The organism is Pseudomonas parasichuanensis, from assembly GCF_021601385.1.
Lineage (GTDB): Bacteria > Pseudomonadota > Gammaproteobacteria > Pseudomonadales > Pseudomonadaceae > Aquipseudomonas > Aquipseudomonas parasichuanensis.
This window is the reverse complement of the sequence record NZ_BQHO01000022.1, coordinates 19056-37875: the sequence shown is the minus strand read 5'-3', so window position 1 is coordinate 37875 and position 18820 is coordinate 19056. Positions and strand designations below refer to the sequence as shown.

Sequence of the window (18820 nt, the reverse complement as noted above, 5' to 3'; positions counted from 1 at the left end):
GTTACAGACCCAGTTCTTCGGGGGTAGGCATGTCGCATTCGAAGGCGATCCAGCCGCCTTCGAGCTCGGCGTGGCCGTTGACGATCAGGCCGTAGTAGCTCAGGCCGTTCTCCAGGGTGACGCAGATGTGCGTGGCGCCTTTTTCGGGGGCCGCGAGCGTGCCGACGAAATGCACTTTCTTCAGCACCTCGGTTACCGCCTCAAGGCCCACGCGCATGTTGGTGTTCTCCGAGGCCTCGGTGTCGCCCCCACGGTCTTCGGCGCTGACGGTCACGGTGGCGATGTAGGGGTACTTGGTGCTCAAGCAGTATTACCTCATTCAAAAAGGGTCAGCGCCAAGGCGCAAGGGGCTGCAAGCGTACGCCAGCTGCGCAGCCGAGGCGAGCGAATCCTGAGCCGGCTCGCGGCGAACACCAGGATGGTTTTCCTTATGGTGACCAGCGCCAGCACAGCGCACAGTCAGGCTCCCCGCTAAGGAGCATCGCCCAATGAAGAAACCGCCCTCGACTACTACGCTCACCGAGTTCGACACACTCGGTAGCGATGATTTGCGCCCTGAGCCTGCCAAAAGCGAGGCACCACCCATCGCTGGCTGTGCCTGCCAGTGCCCCCTGCCAAGACTGCGGTACGCCGGTTTTCGCCGAGCCGCCGCCAACGACCCTATCTGGATCACCCTTCATTGAGCCGCCACTGAGGCGCAAATACACCAGCCCAACGGCAGGATCTGTTAGGGTGCCCGCCAAATACCGCCACACATCTACGAGGATCGCCCGTGAGCGCCGAACAACCCCTGATCGCCGACCTGTTCGAGGTCGACAAACGCCTGACCCTCAAGCCCGTCGTGGACTTCAACAGCTACCTGCGCAACGCCTTCGCCGACGGCGCCTGCCGCTGCCATCGCTGCGTCGAGGGCAACGGCGACGAAAGCAGCTACAGCCACCGCCACACCTTCGAACTGGAAGGCCGCACGCTGAATCGCCGCTTCGCCAATACCGCCGGCAGTGACGTGCTGTTGGTGCTGAAGAAGGCCTGGCTGTCCTACACCAAGAACGACCTGGTCACCGTCGGCGCGCTGGACATGACTACCCTCAAGTCATTCACCGACGCCAGCCTGCACGCCCGCCTGCTGGCCCTGCTGCCGGCCAGCGGCCTGGCCCGGGAAGTCGACGGCCAGTGGCAGTTGCAAGTGCTCGCCGACTGACGGCCTGCCACGGCAGGATTCTCCCGCTCTGCTAAGTTGGGAGTACCCTCACCCGCAGGTGACCCGCCATGGCCCGCACGACCCCCATCGAGCTGTACCGCAATATCGGCATCGTCGCCCACGTCGATGCCGGCAAGACCACCACCACCGAGCGGATCCTGTTCTACACCGGGGTCAACCACAAGATGGGTGAGGTGCACGACGGCGCCGCGACCATGGACTGGATGGCCCAGGAGCAGGAGCGCGGCATCACCATTACCTCCGCAGCCACCACCGCGTTCTGGCAAGGCTCGACCAAGCAGTTCGCGCACAAGTACCGCTTCAACATCATCGACACCCCCGGCCACGTCGACTTCACCATCGAGGTGGAGCGCTCGTTGCGCGTGCTCGATGGCGCGGTGGTGGTGTTCAGCGGTGCCGATGGCGTAGAGCCGCAGTCAGAGACCGTCTGGCGCCAGGCCAACAAGTACCACGTACCGCGCCTGGCCTATATCAACAAGATGGACCGCCAGGGCGCGGACTTTCTGCGGGTGGTGAAGCAGATCGACCAGCGTTTGGGCCACCACCCTGTGCCGATCCAGCTGGCCATCGGCAGCGAGGAGAACTTCATCGGCCAGATCGACCTGGTGAAGATGAAGGCCATCTACTGGAACGACGCCGACCACGGCACCAGTTACCGCGAAGAAGAGATCCCCGCCGAACTGCAGGCACTGGCGGACGAATGGCGTGCGCACATGATCGAAGCGGCCGCCGAAGCCAATGACGAACTGACCATGAAGTTCCTCGAAGGCGAGGAGCTGACCGTCGAGGAGATCAAGGCGGCCCTGCGCCAGCGCACCATCGCCAACGAAATCGTCCCGACCATCCTCGGCTCGTCGTTCAAGAACAAGGGCGTGCCGCTGATGCTCGACGCGGTGATCGACTACCTGCCCGCCCCGTCCGAAATCCCGGCGATCAAGGGCACCGACCCGGACGATGAAGAGAAACACCTGGAACGCCACGCCGACGACAAGGAACCGTTCTCGGCCCTGGCCTTCAAGATCGCCACCGACCCGTTCGTCGGCACCCTGACCTTCGCCCGGGTGTATTCGGGTGTGCTCAGCTCGGGCAATGCAGTGCTCAATTCAGTCAAGGGCAAGAAGGAACGCATCGGCCGCATGGTGCAGATGCACGCCAACCAGCGCGCCGAAATCAAGGACGTGTGCGCCGGCGACATCGCCGCACTGATCGGCATGAAGGACGTGACCACCGGCGACACCCTGTGCGACATGGACAAGCCGATCATCCTCGAACGCATGGACTTCCCTGACCCGGTGATCTCTCAGGCGGTCGAACCCAAGACCAAGGGCGACCAGGAGAAAATGGGCATCGCCCTCAGCAAGCTGGCCCAGGAAGACCCGTCGTTTCGGGTCAAGACCGATGAGGAAACCGGGCAGACCATCATCTCCGGCATGGGCGAGCTGCACCTGGACATCATCATCGACAGGATGCGCCGCGAGTTCAACGTCGAGGCCAACATCGGCAAGCCGCAGGTGGCCTACCGCGAGAAGATCCGCAACACCTGCGAGATCGAAGGCCGTTTCGTGCGCCAGTCCGGTGGCCGTGGCCAGTACGGCCATTGCTGGATCCGCTTCGCCCCGGGTGACGAGGGCAAGGAGGGGCTGGAATTCGTCAACGAGATTGTCGGTGGCGTGGTGCCCCGCGAGTACATCCCGGCGATCCAGAAAGGCATCGAGGAGCAGATGAAGAACGGCGTGCTGGCCGGCTACCCGCTGATCAACCTCAAAGCCGCAGTGTTCGACGGCTCGTACCACGACGTCGACTCCAACGAGATGGCCTACAAGATCGCGGCATCGATGGCCACCAAGCAGCTGTCGCAGAAAGGCGGCGCAGTGCTGCTGGAGCCGGTGATGAAGGTCGAAGTGGTGACGCCGGATGAATACCAGGGCGACATCCTCGGCGACCTGAGCCGCCGCCGGGGGATGATCCAGGATGGCGACGAGACCCCGGCCGGCAAGGTGATCCGCGCCGAGGTGCCGTTGGGCGAGATGTTCGGCTACGCCACCTCGATGCGCTCGATGACCCAGGGGCGGGCCAGCTTCTCGATGGAGTTCACCCGCTATGCCGAGGCCCCGGCGAGCATTGCCGACACCATCGTGAAGAAGAACCGCGGGGAGTAAGCCTTTCTCCTATAACGGCCCTATCGCCGGCAAGCCGGCTCCCACAGGTACTGCACAGTTCTTGAGTGCAGTGACAATCCTGTGGGAGCCGGCTTGCCGGCGATAGGGCCGGTGCAGGCGACCATTGCCTTCAATGCTGCTCCCCTGCCCGCTTCAACAGCTTCTTGCAGCGCTCGGAAAGATGCACCACCCGCAACTGCTTCCCCGCCTTGGCATAGCGCTCGCGCAAGGTCTTCAACGCCGCGATCGCCGAATAATCGACAAAGCTCAAATGCTGGCAATCCAGGGTCACCTGGGCCGGATCACCGACCGGGTCGAACTGGTTCAAAAACGGTGTGGTCGAGGCAAAGAACAGCGTGCCGTGCACCTGGTAATGCTTGTCGCCCGCTGCATCCACATGGCTGTCGGCGTACAGTTCACGGGCATGCTGCCAGGCGAAGTTGATCGCGGCGATGACAATGCCGAACATCACCGCCATGGCCAGGTCGGTAAATACCGTCACCACCGTCACCGCAATGATCGCCAGCACATCGCTCAACGGCACCTTGCGCAGCACCCGCAACGAGGCCCAGGCGAAGGTCTGCTGGGCCACCACGAACATCACCCCGACCAGCGCCGCCAGCGGAATACGTTCGATCAGCGGCGACAGGAACAACACGAACAGCAGGATCATCACCCCGGCCACCACCCCCGACAGCCGCCCACGGCCGTTGGAGCTGAGGTTGATCACGGTCTGGCCGATCATCGCGCAGCCGCCCATGCCGCCGCACAGGCCCGAGACCATGTTGGCAGCGCCCAAGGCCACGCACTCGCGGTCCGGATAGCCACGGCTCTCGGTGACTTCGTCGGTGAGGTTGAGGGTGAGCAGGGTTTCCAGCAGGCCGACCATGGCCATCAGCAGCGCATAGGGCGCGATGATCTTCAGCGTCTCGAGGTTCCACGGCACGTCCGGCAGGGCCAGTTGCGGCAGGCCACCGGCGATGTGCGCCATGTCGCCGAGGGTGCGGGTGGGCAGGCCGAGCAGGTACACCAGCAGGCCGACGCCGAGGATCGCCACCAGCGCCGGCGGCACTGCACGGGTCAGCCTGGGCAGTACGTAGACCACCAGCATGGTCAGGGCCACCAGGCCGATCATCAGGTACAGCGGCGTGCCACTGAGCCAGCGTTCGCCCTCTTTGAAATGCTCCAGCTGGGCCAGGGCAATGACGATGGCCAGGCCGTTGACGAAGCCGAGCATCACCGGGTACGGCACCAGGCGCACCAGCTTGCCCAGGCGCAGCACGCCAAACAGGATCATCACCACCCCGCCCAGCAGCACCGTGGCCAGCAGGTATTGGGCGCCGTGCTGCACCACCAGGGCGACGATCACCACCGCCATCGAGCCGGCGGCACCGGAGATCATCCCCGGGCGACCACCGAACAGCGCGGTCAGGGTGCAGATGATGAACGCGCCGTACAGGCCCATCAGCGGGTTGAGGTGGGCCACCAGGGCAAAAGCGATGCACTCGGGCACCAGGGCGAACGAGGTGGTGAGGCCGGCGAGCAGGTCGGCGCGTAGGCGAGCGGGTTTCATGGGGGTCCTATGACAGGATGCGCAGGCAACCCAGGCCCTGTGGGAGCGGGCTTGCCCGCGAATGCGTCCGAACCGGCAGCAGTGTCGCCCTGGCCGACGCCTTCGCGGGCAAGCCCGCTCCCACAGGATCTGCGTGATCTTCGCAGGCATGGCTGAAATCGAGGGCCGCGATGTTACGGAATTTGCCTTGCAGCGGCCACCACGCATTCATTCACGGCCGTGTGATCCACACCCGGCAAGATGCCGACAAATTTGCCATCATGTTCACTCCACCCGCGGAGATCATGGACATGCCGCTACGCCCCCTCCTCGCCTCGCTGCTGCTGGCCGCCAGCCTCACCGCCCAGGCCGCCACCGAGGTCATCCCCCTGCAACACCGCAGCAGCGCCGAGCTGCTGCCCGCCGCCCAGTCGTTTCTGGGCAAGGACGGCAGCGTCAGCACCTTCGAGGACAAGCTGATCGTCAATGCCAGCCAGGAACGCATCGACGACCTGCGCACCCTGCTGCAACAACTGGACACCGCGCCCAAGCGCCTGCTGATCAGCGTCGACAACACCGACAGCAACTTCCAGGACAACCGTGGCAATGCCCGGGTGATCCACTACGGCACCACCAACCGCGAGGGTGGCCTGCAACAGATCCAGGCCAGCGAAGGGCAACCGGCGTTGATCCAGGTGGGCCAGAGCATCCCCATCACCAGCACCTCCACCGACGGCTACGGGCGCATCCAGAGCGACACCCAATACCGCAATGTCACCCAGGGTTTCTACGTCACCCCACGCCTGACCGGTGACACCGTACGCCTGCAAATCAGCACCAATAATGACCGAGTCAGCCAGGAACGTGCCGATGTAGTGAAAGTGCAAAGTACCGACACGACGATCACCGGCAGGCTGGGCGAGTGGATCACCCTGGCGGGCTACAACCAGGACAGCCAGGCCGAGCGCAGTGCGTCAAGCCTCAGCTACAGCACCCAGCGCGGGGAAAATATGACTTTGCGTGTCAAAGTCGACCTTCTTGACTGATCCCAGGCAATTCAAGGCCTCGACCAAAGGCCTTGAAACTGACCAGCAAGTCGCATTAGACCAAAGATGTAGTAACCAGAAAAAAGCACTACAAAATCGTTGACAGGCACTTTTTGGCAAAGGCATGATGGCCTCGCTCCCGCTAATCAGAGGCCCTGGCAAGGGTCTTCGGAGCGCCCTGCACACCACCTGCGCAGGCGCTTCGTGTCCATACGGCCCACAAGGCGGTTCGACGGGATTGCGACTGCAACGAAGAAGTTGTCCCGAGGGACGGAAGCGCATCACCGCAGTCACCAGCAATCGCATTGCACCGCAGCACGGCATCCACGAGCCAACCTGCAGCGCACGCCTTCGCCCGGCCTGCACACCCTTCCCCCCCTTCGAGCCTTTTGCGTTCGCCGCCGCACTCCCCCGGACAGGACAGCCGCCCGGCCCTCTGACCCGCGTTTGTCGAGCATCAGCACAATTACACTCAAGATCGATGCGACGAGGTTTATTTCCATGGCACTGACACGCGAACAGCAAATTGCAGCCCTCGAGAAAGACTGGGCCGAAAACCCGCGCTGGAAAGGCGTGACCCGTACCTACACCGCCGCTGATGTCGTTCGCCTGCGTGGCTCGCTGCAACCGGAGCACACCCTGGCTCGCCAGGGCGCAGAAAAACTGTGGAAGCTGGTCACCCAGGGTGCCCACCCGTCCTTCCGCCCAGAAAAAGATTTCGTCAACTGCATGGGCGCCCTGACCGGCGGCCAGGCAGTGCAGCAGGTCAAGGCCGGCATCCAGGCCATCTACCTGTCCGGCTGGCAGGTTGCCGCCGACAACAACTCGGCCGAATCGATGTACCCCGACCAATCGCTGTACCCGGTCGACTCGGTACCGACCGTGGTCAAGCGCATCAACAACTCGTTCCGTCGCGCCGACCAGATCCAGTGGAAAGCCGGCAAGAACCCAGGCGACGAAGGCTACATCGACTACTTCGCCCCGATCGTAGCTGACGCCGAAGCCGGTTTCGGCGGCGTACTGAACGCCTACGAGCTGATGAAGAACATGATCGAAGCGGGCGCCGCCGGCGTGCACTTCGAAGACCAGCTGGCCTCGGTGAAAAAATGCGGCCACATGGGTGGCAAGGTACTGGTACCGACCCAGGAAGCCGTACAGAAGCTGGTGGCTGCCCGCCTGGCCGCCGACGTTGCCGGTGTACCGACCATCATCCTGGCCCGTACCGACGCCAACGCCGCCGACCTGCTGACCAGCGACTGCGACCCGTACGACCAGCCGTTCGTGATCGGCGACCGTACCCGTGAAGGCTTCTACAAAGTTCGCGCCGGCCTCGACCAGGCCATCTCCCGCGGCCTGGCCTACGCGCCGTATGCCGACCTGATCTGGTGCGAAACCGCCAAGCCGGACCTGGACGAAGCCCGTCGCTTCGCCGAAGCGATCAAGAAGGAATACCCGGACCAGCTGCTGTCGTACAACTGCTCGCCTTCCTTCAACTGGAAGAAGAACCTGGACGACGCCACCATTGCCAAGTTCCAGCGCGAACTGTCGGCCATGGGCTACAAGCACCAGTTCATCACCCTGGCCGGCATCCACAACATGTGGCACGGCATGTTCAACCTGGCGCACGACTACGCCCGCAACGACATGACCGCCTACGTGAAGCTGCAGGAGCAGGAATTCGCCGACGCCAGCAAAGGCTACACCTTCGTGGCGCACCAGCAGGAAGTGGGTACTGGCTACTTCGACGACATGACCACCGTGATCCAGGGTGGCGCTTCGTCGGTGACCGCACTGACCGGCTCGACCGAGGAAGAGCAGTTCCACTGATAGTGGGTTGCCGCTGAAGAAAGGCCCGGGGCTTGCGAGAGCCCCGGGCCTTTCTTTTTCCTGTTCCGGCCTCTTCGCGGGCAAGCCCGCTCCCACAGGATTACCTCAGCCCCCGAACTATGCGCAGTACCTGTGGGAGCGGGCTTGCCCGCGAAAGGGCCGGCACAGGCCGACGCAAAACCCAGGATCAGGTCTATCCTTGAGGCTACCCAGCAGCAAGGACCGCCCATGCCCCGTCCAAGCCACCTGATCCTGATCGCCGTCGCAGCCGCCGCCCTCTATATATATGCATTGGCCAGCGACAACGCCCTGCTCGGCCTGCTGAGCAAGCCCATCCCGGTACTCGCCCTCATCGCCTGGCTGAGCACCACGCCCGCCACACCCTACCGTCGCTGGATCATGATCGGCCTGGCCTTCTCGGTACTCGGGGACATCCTCCTGGCCATCCCCCAGGACCTGTTCGTGTTCGGCCTGGCAGCCTTCCTCTGCGCCCACCTCGCCTACCTGCGCGGTTACTGCAGCCTGACCCAGCGCCCAGCCTATCCCTCACTGGCACTCGCACTGCTGGTAGGCGGATCGCTGTTCGGCCTGCTCGCCAGCCACGGCCTGGGTCCACTGCTGATCCCGGTGGCGCTGTATGCCCTGGCGATCGGCTGCATGCTCTGGCGCGCCCTGGCCTGCGGTGGCGTTGCGGCACTGGGCGCCTGCGCTTTCGTATTCTCCGACAGCCTGATCGGCATCGACCGCTTCGTCAGCCCGTTCGCCGCCGCGCAGTACCTGATCATCCTGCTCTACTGGCTTGGCCAGTGGCTGATCGCCGCCTCGGTGATGCGCACGGCAACTGCAGAACCATTGACCCAGAGCGGTACACGCCAGCTTGGAAGCTGCTAGAACGAGCGTTTTTCGCATTTGCAAGTGGCGGGGTTGCCCAATGAACTTTGCAAGGCTCAGAACTGCTAAATCAATACAGCCCAACCCAAATGATATTAATTATCATTACATAACTAAGCGGTCATTACGCCGAGTAAGAAACATAATTAACAAAACCGCACGCAATGCCCGAAACTCAAGGGTTTCAGCCAGTTACGAACGGTTTTTGTTCTTAAACCTACGAATAAATTTGCAACGGAAATTTTACTTGCACCGGGTTTACCCATAAAATCAGCGCGATTGATTCAGCTGCGACATTTGGTCACTGCGCCTGCGACACCGCGTCGCCGCTCTACTTATTTCAGACTTCAGAGCTGGGTCTCTGTATAAGGATTTCTAGCATGTCCGATTCGGCAGGACTCATGGCCCACAACTGGGGCTTTGCCATCTTCCTCCTGGGTGTCGTCGGCCTGTGTGCCTTCATGCTCGGCCTGTCCAGCCTGCTCGGTAGCAAGGCCTGGGGTCGCGCCAAGAACGAACCCTTCGAATCCGGCATGCTGCCCGTCGGTAGCGCCCGCCTGCGCCTGTCCGCCAAATTCTATCTGGTCGCGATGCTGTTCGTGATCTTCGATATCGAAGCCCTCTTCCTGTATGCATGGTCTGTGTCCGTCCGCGAAAGCGGCTGGACCGGATTCGTCGAAGCACTCGTTTTCATAGCAATTCTGTTGGCAGGTCTTGTCTACCTATGGCGCGTCGGAGCTCTTGACTGGGCACCCGAAGGTCGCCGCAAGCGGCAAGCGAAGCTGAAACAATGAGGCTTTGGCATGCAATACAATCTCACCAGAATCGATCCGGATGCGCCCAACGAGCAGTACCCGGTTGGTGAACGGGAAACCGTCACCGATCAACTGCTAGAGGACCAGGTCCACAAGAACATCTACATGGGGAAACTCGAAGATGTGCTGCGTGGCGCGGTCAACTGGGGTCGCAAGAACTCCCTCTGGCCGTACAACTTCGGCCTGTCCTGCTGCTACGTGGAAATGACCACGGCCTTCACGGCGCCCCACGACATCGCCCGCTTCGGCGCCGAAGTCATCCGGGCATCGCCGCGCCAGGCCGACTTCATGGTCATCGCCGGTACCTGCTTCGTGAAGATGGCGCCGATCATCCAGCGCCTGTACGAGCAGATGCTCGAGCCCAAGTGGGTCATCTCCATGGGTTCGTGCGCCAACTCCGGCGGCATGTACGACATCTACTCGGTCGTTCAAGGGGTCGACAAGTTCCTCCCCGTGGACGTGTACGTGCCTGGCTGCCCGCCGCGCCCCGAGGCGTTCCTGCAAGGCTTGATGCTGCTGCAGGAGTCGATCGGCCAGGAGCGACGCCCGCTTTCCTGGGTAGTCGGTGATCAAGGCATTTACCGTGCCGAGATGCCCGCCCAGAAAGACCTGCGTCGCGAACAGCGTATCGCGGTAACCAACCTGCGCAGCCCCGACGAAGTCTGATCCAGCGACCTGCCGCCCGCTCCTCCAGGAGCCGGCGGCCTGGCTTCATTCTTAACGTTGACCCAAAGCGACCGAGACCATGACAGCGGACAACGCTATTTATATTCCGCCTTACAAGGCTGACGACCAGGATGTGGTCGTCGAACTGCACAACCGATTCGGCGCCGACGCTTTCGTCGCCCAGGAAACCCGCACCGGCATGCCGGTACTGTGGGTAAAGCGTGCCCAGCTCAAAGAAATCCTCAGCTTCCTGCGCAACGTCGCCAAGCCGTACAGCATGCTGTACGACCTGCACGGCGTCGACGAGCGCCTGCGCACCCAGCGCCGTGGCCTGCCGGCAGCCGACTTCAGCGTGTTCTACCACCTGCTGTCGGTCGAGCGTAACAGCGACGTGATGATCAAGGTGTCGCTGAGCGAAGGCGACCTCAACCTGCCCACCGTCACCGGTATCTGGCCCAACGCCAACTGGTACGAGCGTGAAGTGTGGGACATGTTCGGCATCGACTTCGCCGGCCACCCGCACCTCAGCCGCATCATGATGCCCCCCACCTGGGAAGGTCACCCGCTGCGCAAGGACTATCCGGCCCGTGCCACAGAGTTCGACCCCTACAGCCTGACCCTGGCCAAGCAGCAGCTCGAAGAAGAGTCGGCGCGTTTCAACCCCGAGGCCTGGGGCATGAAGCGTTCGGGCGCCAACGAGGACTACATGTTCCTCAACCTGGGCCCGAACCACCCGTCTGCCCACGGTGCCTTCCGTATCGTCCTGCAGCTGGACGGCGAAGAGATCGTCGACTGCGTCCCGGACATCGGCTACCACCACCGTGGCGCCGAGAAGATGGCCGAGCGTCAGTCGTGGCACAGCTTCATCCCCTACACCGACCGTATCGACTACCTCGGCGGCGTGATGAACAACCTGCCGTACGTACTCGCGGTGGAAAAGCTGGCCGGTATCAAGGTGCCGCAGAAAGTCGACGTGATCCGTATCATGCTCGCCGAGTTCTTCCGCATCACCAGCCACCTGCTGTTCCTGGGTACCTACATCCAGGACGTCGGCGCCATGACCCCGGTGTTCTTCACCTTCACCGACCGCCAACGCGCCTACACCGTGATCGAAGCGATCACCGGTTTCCGCCTGCACCCGGCCTGGTACCGCATCGGTGGTGTCGCCCACGACCTGCCGCGCGGCTGGGACAAGCTGGTCAAGGACTTCGTCGAATGGCTGCCCAAGCGCCTGGACGAATACACCAAGGCCGCCCTGCAGAACAGCATCCTCAAAGGCCGTACCATCGGCGTCGCGGCCTACAACACCAAAGAGGCCCTGGAATGGGGCACTACCGGTGCCGGCCTGCGTTCCACCGGTTGCGACTTCGACCTGCGTAAAGCCCGCCCCTACTCCGGCTACGAGAACTTCGAGTTCGAAGTGCCGCTGGCCCACAACGGCGATGCCTACGATCGCTGCATGGTCCGCGTCGAGGAGATGCGCCAGAGTATCCGCATCATCGACCAGTGCCTGCGCAACATGCCGGAAGGCCCGTACAAGGCGGATCACCCGCTGACCACGCCGCCGCCGAAAGAGCGCACCCTGCAGCACATCGAGACCTTGATCACCCACTTCCTGCAAGTCTCGTGGGGCCCGGTCATGCCGGCCAACGAGTCGTTCCAGATGATCGAGGCGACCAAGGGCATCAACAGTTACTACCTGACGAGCGATGGCGGCACCATGAGCTACCGCACCCGGATCCGTACCCCGAGCTACCCGCACCTGCAGCAGATCCCTTCGGTGATCAAAGGCAGCATGGTCGCGGACTTGATCGCGTACCTGGGCAGTATCGACTTCGTTATGGCTGACGTGGACCGCTAAGCATGAACAGCACGCTTATCCAAACCGACCGTTTCGCCCTGAGCGAAACCGAGCGCTCGGCCATCGAGCACGAGATGCACCACTACGAGGACCCGCGCGCGGCGTCCATCGAAGCCCTGAAGATCGTGCAGAAAGAGCGCGGCTGGGTGCCGGACGGCGCCATCTACGCCATCGGCGAAGTGCTGGGCATCCCCGCCAGCGACGTCGAGGGTGTGGCCACCTTCTACAGCCAGATCTTCCGCCAGCCGGTTGGCCGCCACATCATCCGTGTGTGCGACAGCATGGTCTGCTACATCGGCGGCCACGAGTCGGTGGTCAGCCAGATCCAGAGCGAGCTGGGCATCGGCCTCGGCCAGACCACCGCCGACGGCCGCTTCACCCTGCTGCCGGTGTGCTGCCTGGGTAACTGCGACAAGGCCCCGGCGCTGATGATCGACGACGACACCTTTGGCGACGTGCAACCTGCCGGCGTCAGCAAGCTGCTGGAGGGTTACGTATGACCATCACTTCCTTCGGCCCGGCCAACCGCATTGCGCGCAGCGCCGAAACCCACCCGCTGACCTGGCGCCTGCGTGACGACGGCGAGCCGGTCTGGCTGGCCGAATACGAGTCCAAGAACGGCTATGCCGCCGCGCGCAAGGCGCTGGCCGACATGTCCGCCGACGACATCGTGCAAAGCGTCAAGGACTCCGGCCTCAAGGGCCGTGGCGGCGCAGGCTTCCCCACTGGCGTGAAGTGGGGCCTGATGCCCAAAGACGAATCCATGAACATCCGCTACCTGCTGTGCAACGCGGATGAAATGGAGCCCAACACCTGGAAAGACCGCATGCTGATGGAGCAACAGCCCCATCTGCTGGTCGAAGGCATGCTGATCAGCGCCCGCGCGCTGAAGGCCTACCGCGGCTACATCTTCCTGCGTGGCGAGTACACCACCGCGGCGAAGAACCTCAACCGCGCCATCGACGAAGCCAAGGCCGCGGGCCTGCTGGGCAAGAACATCCTCGGTTCGGGCTTCGACTTCGAGCTGTTCGTGCACACCGGCGCCGGGCGTTACATCTGCGGTGAAGAAACCGCACTGATCAACTCCCTCGAAGGCCGCCGCGCCAACCCGCGCTCCAAGCCGCCCTTCCCTGCCGCCGTAGGCGTGTGGGGCAAGCCGACGTGCGTGAACAACGTCGAGACCCTGTGCAACGTGCCGGCCATCGTCGCCAACGGCAACGACTGGTACAAATCGCTGGCCCGCGAAGGCAGCGAAGACCACGGCACCAAGCTGATGGGCTTCTCCGGCAAGGTGAAGAACCCAGGCCTGTGGGAACTGCCGTTCGGCGTGACCGCCCGCGAGCTGTTCGAAGACTACGCCGGCGGCATGCGCGATGGCTTCAAGCTCAAGTGCTGGCAGCCAGGCGGCGCCGGCACCGGTTTCCTGCTGCCCGAGCACCTCGACGCGCAGATGTACGCCGGTGGCATCGCCAAGGTCGGCACCCGTATGGGTACGGGCCTGGCCATGGCGGTGGACGACAGCGTCAACATGGTCTCCCTGCTGCGCAACATGGAAGAGTTCTTCGCCCGCGAATCGTGCGGCTGGTGCACCCCGTGCCGTGACGGCCTGCCGTGGAGCGTGAAGATGCTGCGCGCCCTGGAGAACGGCCAGGGCCGCGCCGAAGACATCGAGACCCTGCTGGGTCTGGTCAACTTCCTCGGCCCAGGCCGCACCTTCTGTGCTCACGCACCGGGTGCCGTCGAGCCATTGGGCAGTGCCATCAAGTACTTCCGCTCGGAGTTCGAGGCCGGTGTGGCGCCAGAAAGCGCTGGCACCCTGCGCCCGAACCTGGCGAAGCCGATTGTGGTCGGCGCATAAAAAGACAGAACGCGGGTGGTCCGTGCCACCCGCCGGCCTTGCCGGCTCGCCGTAAAGATTGGCGCTGAGCCGCAGGCCCACCGATTTCCATTAGCCACGCCCGCTCACGCGGGCCAACGAAGAACTTTGAACCATGGCCACTATCCACGTAGACGGCAAAGCGCTCGAAGTCAACGGTGCGGACAACCTGTTACAGGCGTGTCTGTCACTCGGCCTCGACATCCCTTATTTCTGCTGGCACCCGGCGCTCGGTAGCGTCGGCGCCTGCCGGCAGTGCGCGGTCAAGCAGTACACCGACGAGAACGACACCCGTGGTCGTATCGTCATGTCCTGCATGACCCCGGCCTCCGACGGCACCTGGATCTCCATCGAAGACGAAGAGTCCAAGGCGTTCCGCGCCAGCGTCGTCGAATGGCTGATGACCAACCACCCGCACGACTGCCCGGTGTGCGAGGAAGGCGGTCACTGCCACCTGCAAGACATGACGGTCATGACCGGCCACAACGAGCGCCGCTACCGTTTCACCAAGCGTACCCACCAGAACCAGGACCTCGGCCCGTTCATCGCCCACGAGATGAACCGCTGCATCGCCTGCTACCGCTGCGTGCGCTACTACAAGGACTACGCCGGCGGCACTGACCTGGGCGTGTACGGCGCCCACGACAACGTGTACTTCGGTCGCGTTGAAGACGGCGTGCTGGAAAGCGAGTTCTCCGGCAACCTCACCGAGGTCTGCCCGACCGGTGTGTTCACCGACAAGACCCACTCCGAGCGCTACAACCGCAAATGGGACATGCAGTTCGCCCCGAGCATCTGCCATGGCTGCTCCAGCGGTTGCAACATCAGCCCGGGTGAGCGCTACGGCGAACTGCGCCGCATCGAGAACCGCTTCAACGGCTCGGTGAACCAGTACTTCCTGTGCGACCGTGGCCGTTTCGGCTATGGCTACGTCAACCGCAAGGACCGCCCACGCCAGCCGCTGCTGGCCGATGGCAGCAAGCTGAGCCTGGACGCCGCCCTGGACAAGGCCGCCGACCTGCTGCGCGGCCGCACCATCGTCGGTATCGGTTCGCCACGCGCCAGCCTCGAAAGCAACTACGGCCTGCGCGAGCTGGTCGGCGCCGAGTACTTCTACTCGGGTATGGAAGCCGGTGAGCTGGCCCGTGTGCGCCTGGCGCTGAACGTGCTGAACAACAGCCCGCTGCCCGTCCCTACCCTGCGCGACATCGAAGACCACGACGCCGTGTTCGTGCTCGGCGAAGACCTGACGCAAACTGCCGCCCGTGTCGCCCTGGCCGTACGCCAGGCCACCAAGGGCAAGGCCGAGGCCATGGCCGACGCCATGCGCGTACAGCCTTGGCTGGACGCTGCGGTGAAGAACATCGGCCAGCACGCGCTGTACCCGCTGTTCATCGCTTCGCTGGCGCAAACCAAGCTGGACGACGTGGCCGAAGAGTGTGTGCACGCCGCGCCTGCGGACCTGGCCCGTATCGGATTCGCCGTGGCCCACGCCATCGACCCGAGCGCCCCTGCCGTCGAAGGCCTGGACACTGAAGCCAAGGCCCTGGCCCAGCGCATCGCCGACGCCCTGGTCGCGGCCCAGCGCCCACTGGTCGTCGCCGGTACTTCGCTGGCCGACCCGGCGCTGATCGAAGCCGCCGCCAACATCGCCAAGGCCCTCAAGCTGCGCGAGAAGAACGGCTCGCTGAGCCTGGTCGTGCCTGAGGCCAACAGCCTGGGCATGGCGATGATGGGCGGTGAGTCCGTCGACGCTGCGCTGGACGCGGTGATCAGCGGCAAGGCCGACGCCATCGTCGTGCTGGAAAACGACCTGTACGCCCGCGTACCGGCCGCCAAGGTCGACGCCGCCCTGGCCGCCGCCAAGGTGGTGATCGTTGCCGACCACTCGAAAACCCCGACTGTCGACCGCGCCCACCTGGTGCTGCCGGCCGCCTCGTTCGCCGAAGGCGACGGCACCCTGGTCAGCCAGGAAGGCCGTGCCCAGCGCTTCTTCCAGGTGTTCGACCCGCAATACCTGGACAGCAGCATCCAGATCCACGAAGGCTGGCGCTGGATGCACGCCCTGCGTGCCACCCTGCTCAACAAGCCGGTGGACTGGACCCAGCTGGACCACGTCACCAGCGCCTGCGCCGAAGCCGCCCCGCAACTGGCCGGCATCGTCAACGCAGCGCCTTCCGCCGCGTTCCGCATCAAGGGCATGAAGCTGGCGCGCGAGCCGCTGCGCTACTCCGGCCGTACCGCCATGCGCGCCAACATCAGCGTGCACGAGCCGCGTACCCCGCAGGACAAGGACACCGCGTTCGCCTTCTCCATGGAAGGCTACTCGGGTTCGGCCGAACCGCGTCAGCAGGTGCCGTTCGCCTGGTCGCCGGGCTGGAACTCGCCGCAAGCCTGGAACAAGTTCCAGGATGAGGTGGGTGGCCACCTGCGTGCCGGTGACCCGGGCGTGCGCCTGATCGAAACCCAAGGCGACCGCCTGAGCTGGTTCACCGCCATCCCCGGCGCGTTCAACCCGGCTCGTGGCACCTGGACCGCGGTACCGTTCTTCCACCTGTTCGGCAGCGAAGAGTCCTCCTCGCGCGCCGCCCCGGTGCAGGAACGCATCCCGGCCGCCTACGTCGGCCTGGCCAAGTCCGAAGCCGATCGCCTGGGCGTCAACGACGGTGCGATGCTGAGCCTGAACGTGGCCGGCGTGGCGCTGCGTCTGCCGCTGCGTATCAATGAAGAGCTGGGCGCTGGCCTGGTTGCGTTGCCCAAAGGCCTGGCCGGCATCCCGCCCGCCATCTTCGGTGCATCCGTCGAAGGCCTGCAGGAGGCAGCACAATGAGCTGGTTCACCCCCGAAGTGATCGATGTGATCATTCAGGTCGTCAAGGCCATCGTGGTGCTGCTGGCCGTGGTGGTCTGCGGCGCCCTGCTCAGCTTCGTCGAGCGTCGCCTGCTGGGCTGGTGGCAGGACCGCTACGGCCCGAACCGTGTCGGCCCGTTCGGCATGTTCCAGATCGCCGCCGACATGCTGAAGATGTTCTTCAAGGAAGACTGGAACCCGCCCTTCGTCGACAAGATGATCTTCACCCTGGCGCCGGTCGTGGCCATGAGCGCCCTGCTGATCGGCTTCTCGATCATCCCGATCACCCCGGGCTGGGGCGTGGCCGACCTGAACATCGGCCTGCTGTTCTTCTTCGCCATGGCCGGCCTGTCGGTGTACGCCGTGCTGTTCGCCGGCTGGTCGTCGAACAACAAGTACGCCCTGCTGGGCAGCTTGCGTGCTTCGGCGCAGACCGTGTCGTACGAGGTGTTCCTGGGCCTGGCGCTGATGGGCGTGGTGGTGCAGGTGGGTTCGTTCAACATGCGCGACATCGTTGAATACCAGGCCCAGAACCTGTGGTTCATCATTCCGCAGTTCTTCGGCTTCTGCACCTTCTTCATCGCTGGCGTCGCCGTGACTCACCGTCACCCGTTCGACCAGCCCGAAGCGGAACAGGAACTGGCCGACGGCTACCACATCGAATACGCCGGCATGAAATGGGGCATGTTCTTCGTTGGTGAATACATCGGCATCATCCTGATCTCGGCGCTGCTGGTCACCCTGTTCTTCGGTGGCTGGCACGGTCCGTTCGACCTGCTGCCGCAGCTGCCGTTCTTCTGGTTCGCCCTGAAGACCGCGTTCTTCATCATGCTGTTCATCCTGCTGCGCGCCTCGATCCCGCGCCCACGCTATGACCAGGTGATGGACTTCAGCTGGAAGTTCTGCCTGCCGCTGACCCTGATCAATTTGCTGGTGACCGCTGCGATCGTGCTCTACAACACGCCAGCCGTCGCGGCCCAGTGAGGATTTGACCCATGTTCAAGTATATCGGCGACATCGTTAAGGGCACCGGCACTCAGCTGCGCAGCCTGGTGATGGTGTTCTCCCACGGGTTCCGCAAGCGCGACACCCTGCAGTACCCCGAAGAACCCGTGTACCTGCCGCCGCGCTATCGCGGGCGCATCGTCCTCACCCGCGACCCCGACGGCGAGGAGCGCTGCGTGGCGTGCAACCTCTGCGCGGTGGCCTGCCCGGTCGGCTGCATCTCGCTGCAGAAAGCCGAGACCGAGGACGGTCGTTGGTACCCCGAGTTCTTCCGCATCAACTTCTCGCGTTGCATCTTCTGCGGCCTGTGTGAAGAAGCGTGCCCGACCACCGCGATCCAGCTCACCCCGGATTTCGAAATGGCCGAGTTCAAGCGTCAGGACCTGGTGTACGAGAAAGAAGATCTGCTGATCTCCGGCCCCGGCAAGAACCCTGACTACAACTTCTACCGTGTTGCCGGTATGGCCATCGCTGGCAAGCCGAAAGGCTCTGCACAGAACGAAGCCGAGCCGATCAACGTGAAGAGCTTGCTCCCATAAGGACAGAAAGATGGAATTCGCTTTCTACTTCGCATCCGGTGTCGCCGTTGTCTCCACGCTGCGCGTGGTGACCGGCACCAACCCGGTGCACGCCCTGCTCTACCTGATCATCTCGCTGATTTCCGTGGCGATGATCTTCTTCTCCCTCGGTGCGCCGTTCGCCGGCGCCCTGGAAGTGATCGCCTACGCCGGCGCCATCATGGTGCTGTTCGTGTTCGTGGTGATGATGCTCAACCTCGGGCCGGCCTCGGTCGCCCAGGAGCGCGGCTGGCTCAAGCCCGGCATCTGGGCGGGGCCGGTGATCCTCGCCGCCCTGCTGCTGCTGGAGCTCTTGTACGTGCTGTTCGTCACCCCGTCTGGGGCTGCCATCAGCGGTACCACCGTCAGCGCCAAAGAGGTCGGCATCAGCCTGTTCGGGCCGTACCTGCTGGTGGTCGAACTGGCCTCGATGCTGCTGCTCGCGGCAGCCGTCACCGCCTTCCACCTGGGCCGCAACGAGGCGAAGGAGTAA

At 63.6% G+C, this 18820-nt stretch carries 16 protein-coding genes; 14 read left to right on the top strand and 2 right to left on the bottom strand.

The genetic code is table 11. The features are described 5' to 3' along the window. Position 1: 1 nt before the first annotated feature. Positions 2-304 (bottom strand): hypothetical protein, encoded by a 303-nt coding sequence (locus tag L6D77_RS17580; protein WP_232884823.1) that lies wholly within the window; start codon positions 302-304, stop codon positions 2-4. Positions 305-772: 468 nt separating this feature from the next. On the opposite strand from L6D77_RS17580, the gene L6D77_RS17575 reads away from it, so the two are divergent. Then, positions 773-1201: a hypothetical protein gene (locus L6D77_RS17575; RefSeq protein WP_232884822.1), complete on the top strand. Its 429-nt coding sequence runs from the start codon at positions 773-775 to the stop codon at positions 1199-1201. A 68-nt stretch (positions 1202-1269) separates the two neighbouring features. Beyond that, on the top strand, positions 1270-3381 hold the full coding sequence (gene fusA, locus L6D77_RS17570) for an elongation factor G (RefSeq protein WP_232884821.1): 2112 nt from the start codon (positions 1270-1272) through the stop codon (positions 3379-3381). A 130-nt stretch (positions 3382-3511) separates the two neighbouring features. On the opposite strand, the gene L6D77_RS17565 is transcribed toward fusA, so the two are convergent. After that, positions 3512-4954, bottom strand: coding sequence for a SulP family inorganic anion transporter (locus tag L6D77_RS17565; RefSeq protein ID WP_232884820.1), 1443 nt, complete (start codon positions 4952-4954; stop codon positions 3512-3514). A 290-nt stretch (positions 4955-5244) separates the two neighbouring features. On the opposite strand from L6D77_RS17565, the gene L6D77_RS17560 reads away from it, so the two are divergent. The 12 genes from L6D77_RS17560 to nuoJ all read left to right on the top strand — a co-directional run bounded on the left by L6D77_RS17560 (position 5245) and on the right by nuoJ (position 18820). Then, positions 5245-5979, top strand: coding sequence for a secretin N-terminal domain-containing protein (locus L6D77_RS17560; protein ID WP_232884819.1), 735 nt, complete (start codon positions 5245-5247; stop codon positions 5977-5979). A gap of 501 nt (positions 5980-6480) precedes the next feature. Next, positions 6481-7806, top strand: a complete 1326-nt coding sequence (gene aceA, locus L6D77_RS17555; protein ID WP_023630475.1) for an isocitrate lyase — start codon at positions 6481-6483, stop codon at positions 7804-7806. A 228-nt stretch (positions 7807-8034) separates the two neighbouring features. Then, entirely contained in the window at positions 8035-8697 is a 663-nt protein-coding gene (locus L6D77_RS17550; protein WP_232884818.1) for a lysoplasmalogenase, read from the top strand. Between the two features lie 380 nt (positions 8698-9077). After that, positions 9078-9491 carry an NADH-quinone oxidoreductase subunit A gene (locus L6D77_RS17545; protein WP_110993934.1) on the top strand — a complete coding sequence of 138 codons (414 nt, stop codon included), beginning with the start codon at positions 9078-9080 and terminating at the stop codon, positions 9489-9491. 9 nt (positions 9492-9500) lie between these two features. Beyond that, positions 9501-10178, top strand: coding sequence for a NuoB/complex I 20 kDa subunit family protein (locus tag L6D77_RS17540; RefSeq protein WP_008096180.1), 678 nt, complete (start codon positions 9501-9503; stop codon positions 10176-10178). Between the two features lie 79 nt (positions 10179-10257). Further along, positions 10258-12039 (top strand): NADH-quinone oxidoreductase subunit C/D, encoded by a 1782-nt coding sequence (gene nuoC / locus L6D77_RS17535; RefSeq protein WP_232884817.1) that lies wholly within the window; start codon positions 10258-10260, stop codon positions 12037-12039. 2 nt (positions 12040-12041) lie between these two features. Continuing rightward, complete coding sequence (gene nuoE, locus L6D77_RS17530; protein WP_012313767.1) at positions 12042-12539, top strand: NADH-quinone oxidoreductase subunit NuoE; 498 nt, start codon at positions 12042-12044, stop codon at positions 12537-12539. Continuing rightward, entirely contained in the window at positions 12536-13897 is a 1362-nt protein-coding gene (gene nuoF, locus L6D77_RS17525; RefSeq protein WP_194791141.1) for an NADH-quinone oxidoreductase subunit NuoF, read from the top strand. Before nuoE ends, nuoF begins: the two co-directional genes overlap by 4 nt. Positions 13898-14030: 133 nt before the next feature. After that, a complete protein-coding gene (gene nuoG / locus L6D77_RS17520) occupies positions 14031-16745 on the top strand; it encodes an NADH-quinone oxidoreductase subunit NuoG (protein ID WP_232884816.1) in 2715 nt (904 codons plus the stop codon). After that, positions 16742-17749, top strand: a complete 1008-nt coding sequence (nuoH, locus tag L6D77_RS17515) for an NADH-quinone oxidoreductase subunit NuoH (RefSeq protein WP_110993938.1) — start codon at positions 16742-16744, stop codon at positions 17747-17749. Before nuoG ends, nuoH begins: the two co-directional genes overlap by 4 nt. An 11-nt stretch (positions 17750-17760) precedes the next feature. Continuing rightward, positions 17761-18309 carry an NADH-quinone oxidoreductase subunit NuoI gene (gene nuoI, locus L6D77_RS17510; protein ID WP_011534620.1) on the top strand — a complete coding sequence of 183 codons (549 nt, stop codon included), beginning with the start codon at positions 17761-17763 and terminating at the stop codon, positions 18307-18309. Positions 18310-18319: 10 nt separating this feature from the next. Then, a complete protein-coding gene (nuoJ, locus tag L6D77_RS17505) occupies positions 18320-18820 on the top strand; it encodes an NADH-quinone oxidoreductase subunit J (protein ID WP_023631348.1) in 501 nt (166 codons plus the stop codon).

Coding starts and splice junctions, on each gene's coding strand:
- fusA (WP_232884821.1), top strand. CDS start 1,270: ATGGCCCGCACGACCCCCATCGAGCTGTACCGCAATATCGGCATCGTC.
- L6D77_RS17565 (WP_232884820.1), bottom strand. CDS start 4,954: ATGAAACCCGCTCGCCTACGCGCCGACCTGCTCGCCGGCCTCACCACC.
- L6D77_RS17560 (WP_232884819.1), top strand. CDS start 5,245: ATGCCGCTACGCCCCCTCCTCGCCTCGCTGCTGCTGGCCGCCAGCCTC.
- aceA (WP_023630475.1), top strand. CDS start 6,481: ATGGCACTGACACGCGAACAGCAAATTGCAGCCCTCGAGAAAGACTGG.
- L6D77_RS17550 (WP_232884818.1), top strand. CDS start 8,035: ATGCCCCGTCCAAGCCACCTGATCCTGATCGCCGTCGCAGCCGCCGCC.
- L6D77_RS17545 (WP_110993934.1), top strand. CDS start 9,078: ATGTCCGATTCGGCAGGACTCATGGCCCACAACTGGGGCTTTGCCATC.
- L6D77_RS17540 (WP_008096180.1), top strand. CDS start 9,501: ATGCAATACAATCTCACCAGAATCGATCCGGATGCGCCCAACGAGCAG.
- nuoC (WP_232884817.1), top strand. CDS start 10,258: ATGACAGCGGACAACGCTATTTATATTCCGCCTTACAAGGCTGACGAC.
- nuoE (WP_012313767.1), top strand. CDS start 12,042: ATGAACAGCACGCTTATCCAAACCGACCGTTTCGCCCTGAGCGAAACC.
- nuoF (WP_194791141.1), top strand. CDS start 12,536: ATGACCATCACTTCCTTCGGCCCGGCCAACCGCATTGCGCGCAGCGCC.
- nuoG (WP_232884816.1), top strand. CDS start 14,031: ATGGCCACTATCCACGTAGACGGCAAAGCGCTCGAAGTCAACGGTGCG.
- nuoH (WP_110993938.1), top strand. CDS start 16,742: ATGAGCTGGTTCACCCCCGAAGTGATCGATGTGATCATTCAGGTCGTC.
- nuoI (WP_011534620.1), top strand. CDS start 17,761: ATGTTCAAGTATATCGGCGACATCGTTAAGGGCACCGGCACTCAGCTG.
- nuoJ (WP_023631348.1), top strand. CDS start 18,320: ATGGAATTCGCTTTCTACTTCGCATCCGGTGTCGCCGTTGTCTCCACG.